The organism is Corallococcus sicarius (assembly GCF_003611735.1).
Taxonomy (GTDB): domain Bacteria; phylum Myxococcota; class Myxococcia; order Myxococcales; family Myxococcaceae; genus Corallococcus; species Corallococcus sicarius.
Genome location: NZ_RAWG01000506.1, coordinates 1 through 4,365 on the forward strand (window position 1 = coordinate 1; position 4,365 = coordinate 4,365).

Sequence of the window (4,365 nt, forward strand, 5' to 3'; positions counted from 1 at the left end):
GTTGCAGGGGGTGGGGCTGTTGCACGAGTGCTCGCCGTCGGTGCTCGCGCACCTGTCGGGCCTGGGGGAGCGGGCGGCGTGCCTGTTGCTCGTGGCGCTGATGGAGGCGCGGGGGCTTTCGCCCGTGAGCGTGGATCCACGGCAGGTGTTGCTGTGTTCGGGGGATCCGCTCCAGGCGACGCCCCGGGTGGACATCCTCCGCGAGCGGTTCGCGCCCTTCCGGGAGGGGGACGCGGGGCTGTTGTTGATGCCGGGCTTCTTCGGCGGGGACGCGCGCGGCAAGACGATGTCGCTGGGGCGGGGCGGTTCGGACTACTCGGCGGCGCTGGCGGCGGCGGCGCTGGACGCGCGGCTCCTGGAGATCTGGACGGACGTGGACGGCATCTTCAGCGCGGATCCGCGGCTGGTGCCGGAGGCGTTCGCGCTGGAGGAGGTGAGCTTCGAGGAGGCGATGGAGCTGGCCTACTTCGGCGCGAAGGTGCTGCACCCGAAGACGATTGCTCCCGCGCGCGAGCGGGGCATCCCGGTGCGCGTGTGCAACAGCTTCCGGCCGGATCACCCGGGCACACGGGTGACGGCCACGGCGCAGGCGGCGCGGCATCCGGTGCGGGGCCTGTCGTTCCTGCCGGACATCACGCTCATCAACATCGCGGGGGCGGGGTTGAAGGGGGTGCCGGGCACGGCGGCGCGCGTGTTCGAGGCGATGGCGCGCGCGTCCATCTCCGTGGTGTTGATCACGCAGGGGTCCAGCGAGTCCTCCATCAGCTTCTGCGTGGGGAAGGAGGAGGGCGCCCGGGCGGTGCTGGCGCTGGAGGACGCGTTCGAGGTGGAGCGCGAGACGGGGAAGGTGGACCCCATCGAGCAGCAGCCGGGGCTGGCGGTGTTGAGCATCGTGGGGGATGGGATGCGGCACCGGGTGGGTGTCGCGGGCACGTTCTTCAGCGCGCTGGCGGACGTGGATTGCAGCATCGCGGCCATCGCGCAGGGCTCCAGCGAGCGGAGCATCTCCGCGGTGATTTCGCAGGTGGACGGGCCGCGCGCGATGGCGCACGTGCACCGCAAGTGCTTTGGCACCACGGAGATCGTGGAGCTGCTGGTGGCGGGCGTGGGCACGGTGGGGGGTGAGCTGTTGCGGCAGATCCACCAGCAGGCGCCGAAGCTGCGGGCGCATGGGTTGGATTTGCGGGTGTGTGCCATTGCGAACAGCCGGCACAGCCTGGTGGCGCCGGAGGGTGTGGCGCTGGATGGGTGGAAGGCGCGGCTGGACGCGAGCGAGGCTGGCTTCACGCTGGACACGTTCCGCGAGTGGGCGAAGGCGCGGCGGCCGGGTCGGCCCATCTTCGTGGACTGCACGAGCAGTCAGGACGTGGCGCTGGGGTATCCGTCGCTGATGGCGTCCGGGCTGCATGTCGTCACGGCGAACAAGAAGGCCAATTCGGGGCGGCAGGAGCACTGGCGGGCGCTGCGGGAGACGGCGTCGCGGCACCAGCGGAAGTTCCTCTACGAGACGAACGTGGGGGCGGGGCTGCCGGTCATCGACACGTTGAAGAACATGCTGCGCACGGGGGACACGGTGCACCGGGTGGAGGGCATCCTGTCCGGTTCGCTGTCGTTCATCCTGGGGCTCACGGAGGCCGGCGTGCCGCTGTCGAAGGCGGTGGGCACGGCGATGGAGAAGGGCTTCACGGAGCCGGATCCGCGCGACGACCTGGAGGGCACGGACGTGGCGCGCAAGGTGCTCATCCTCGCGCGTGAGCTGGGGCGCACGCTGGAGCTGGAGGAGGTGACGCTGGCGTCGCTGCTGCCGGAGGAGTTCGACGCGACGGGGCCCGTGCCGGAGTTCCTGGCGCGGCTGCCGCAGGCGGATGAGAGCTTCCAGCGGCGGGTGGACGCGCACCGGAAGGAAGGCAAGGTGCTGCGCTACGTGGGCAGCGTGGGAGCCGAGGGCGTGCGCGTGGGGCTGGTGGCGGTGCCGCTGGAGCATCCGCTGGCGGCGGTGAAGGGCGGCGAGAACGCGCTGAGCTTCCTGTCGGAGCGTTACAGCCCGACGCCGCTGGTGATCCGGGGGTACGGTGCCGGCGCGGCGGTGACGGCGGCCGGGGTGTTGGCGGATGTGTTGCGATTGGTGGAGGGGCCGCTGCCCTGAAGTGTCTGTGTTCTATTCGATGGGAGGGTGGAGATGGCGGAGATGGGCAAGGACGAGTTCGTCCAGAAGGTCGCTGAGCGGCTGGCGCGGATGCCAAAGGACACCGCGCCGACGGGAGAGCCGTACCATCTCCTGGAAGCAGCGACGGCCGACGGTGAGCTGACGGGCCAGTTCTGGATGGAGGGGCCCGAAGGGGGCCTCCCGGTGTTCCAGAGCCGGGCGGATGCGCTCACCGCGGTGCGGTGCATCCCTTTGCCCTCGGAGCTCAGGGGATATGCGGAGGACGCCGAGCGCTGGCATATCCGGGCCCTTTCCGGTGATGAGCTTCGCTACTTCTATCTCAACCCGCACGTCACGGTTTACGTCGTCATCACGGTGCTCGAATCCGGCATTGAAACGCGCCCGCTGTGAGCGTTCGAGCCCTGGTGTGCGGTGTGTGGGTGTTGCTGTTGACGGCGTGCGCGTCCAGCACGCCGCTCCAGCAGCAGTGGGACGCAGCGGAAGCGGAGTGCGGTGAAGCGCGGGAAGACGCCTGTGTGACCCTGCTGTGTGGGGACACGGCTTGCGGCTTCTATCGCTGTGAGGATGTGGCTGGGGACGTGGTGCTGGCGCGGGGACTTCCGCCCCGGCCGCCTCCCATGGCGGTGGCTCCCGCGCCGGGAAGTGGGCCCCGGCGCAACTGGGGCGGGGGGATGAATCTGCCGGGCGGTGGGAAGCCCCTCGTGGTGTTCCCCTCGGCTGGGATTCCCAAGCCGGCGCTGCCGCAGCGGCGGTTGCCGGCGGGAAAGATGGAGAAGCACCACATCTTCCCGCAGGCACCGGACCTAGCCCGGTGGTTCAAGGATCGAGGCGTCGACATCCATCAGTACACCCTGCCCATTCCCGTTCACGTTCACCGGCGCATTCACAGTGGAGGGCCCAGGGGCGGCGAGTGGAATCAGGCCTGGCGCGAATTCCGCAAGGCGAACACGTATGCGACGCCTGAGGAGATCTACAAACACGCTGGAGAACTCATCTATCGCTTTCAGCTCACGGGTGGGCCCCTCCAACAGTACAACTGATTTGCCAGCCATTGAGGACCCGAAGTCCATGACTCGTTTTTTCGATCTACGGCCCGACAAAAAAGTCTGGCCCCTCTTCAACGGTGACTTTGATGCCGCGCCCAAATGGGGGCTGCCTGGCATCAAGAATTGTCCGGGCTGTGGCGCCACCTGGTCTAACTGGGGAAACCATTATCCTGCCGTGGACCTGTCAGGCCTTCCGGATCGAGGAGAGTTCGAAGAAGCCCGAGCCGAACCCTTTCACGAGTTTGTTCGCCTCCGGGAACTGGTGCGTCCCTTGGTACCCAAGAACTCCGAGCTTCCACCCGGCACCAGCTTCGGTCCGTTGGTAGGTCGCGCCTCCGGTCAGTTCGCGCCCTTTTCGGGACTCGACTGCTGTTGGATCGTCGTTCGCCGAGACGCCTTCGACAGCCTCCAGGCTGCGGGCGTGCGTGGACTCCTCGGATGCAAGACGGAGCTGAAGTTCCGTCAGAAGACGCCCCCGGACATCCTCGAGCTGCAAATCGAACCTCGCGGCCTGTTGCACCGGGACTGCCTTCCCCCTGACCTCGCTCCTCCCTGTACGACTTGCGGACGACAGGGTTTCAAACTGCCGGACGACCCCATCCTCGACGAGGCCTCACTGCCCACGGACACGGACCTGTTCCGCGTGGCCAACTACACCACCGTCATCATCGGCACCGACCGCTTCAAGGACGCCGTGGAGCAGGGCGGCTGGGCGGGCATCTCCTTCCGCGAGTTGCCCGTGCGCGCGTAGTCCGTCAGCCTTCCTTAAGGAGTGGCCCGGAGAGGATGTAGAGGTCGTGGATGGAACTGGGAGGGTTGAGATGGCGAACGGCATTGAGACGCACCCGCTGTGAGCGTTCGATTTCTGGTGTGCGGTGTGTGGGTATTGCTGTTGACGGCGTGCGCGTCCAGCACGCCGCTCCAGCAGCAGTGGGACGCAGCGGAAGCGGAGTGCGGTGAGGCGCGGGAAGACGCCTGTGTGACCCTGCTGTGTGGGGACACGGCTTGCGGCTTCTATCGCTGTGAGGATGTGCCCGGGGACGTGGTGCTGGCGCGGGGACTTCCGCCCCGGCCACCTCCCATGGCGGTGGCTCCCGCGCCGGGAAGTGGGCCCCGGCGCAACTGGGGTGGGGGGATGAACCTGCCGGGGGG

The 4,365-nt window shown here is 68.1% G+C and carries 5 protein-coding genes; all 5 read left to right on the forward strand.

The genetic code is table 11. The features are described from left to right. Positions 1 to 2,146 (forward strand): bifunctional aspartate kinase/homoserine dehydrogenase I (thrA, locus tag D7X12_RS39695; protein WP_120630339.1); only part of this gene is annotated, 2,146 nt, incomplete at its 5' end. 42 nt (positions 2,147 to 2,188) lie between these two features. Further along, complete coding sequence (locus D7X12_RS39700; RefSeq protein ID WP_147443951.1) at positions 2,189 to 2,557, forward strand: hypothetical protein; 369 nt, start codon at positions 2,189 to 2,191, stop codon at positions 2,555 to 2,557. Positions 2,558 to 2,568: 11 nt separating this feature from the next. After that, positions 2,569 to 3,207: a SitA6 family polymorphic toxin lipoprotein gene (gene sitA6 / locus D7X12_RS39705; RefSeq protein WP_244225061.1), complete on the forward strand. Its 639-nt coding sequence runs from the start codon at positions 2,569 to 2,571 to the stop codon at positions 3,205 to 3,207. A 28-nt stretch (positions 3,208 to 3,235) separates the two neighbouring features. Beyond that, positions 3,236 to 3,964: a SitI6 family double-CXXCG motif immunity protein gene (sitI6, locus tag D7X12_RS39710; RefSeq protein WP_120630342.1), complete on the forward strand. Its 729-nt coding sequence runs from the start codon at positions 3,236 to 3,238 to the stop codon at positions 3,962 to 3,964. A 114-nt stretch (positions 3,965 to 4,078) separates the two neighbouring features. Beyond that, the coding region (locus tag D7X12_RS39715; RefSeq protein WP_120630343.1) for a DUF2380 domain-containing protein at positions 4,079 to 4,365 on the forward strand (287 nt) is incomplete at its 3' end.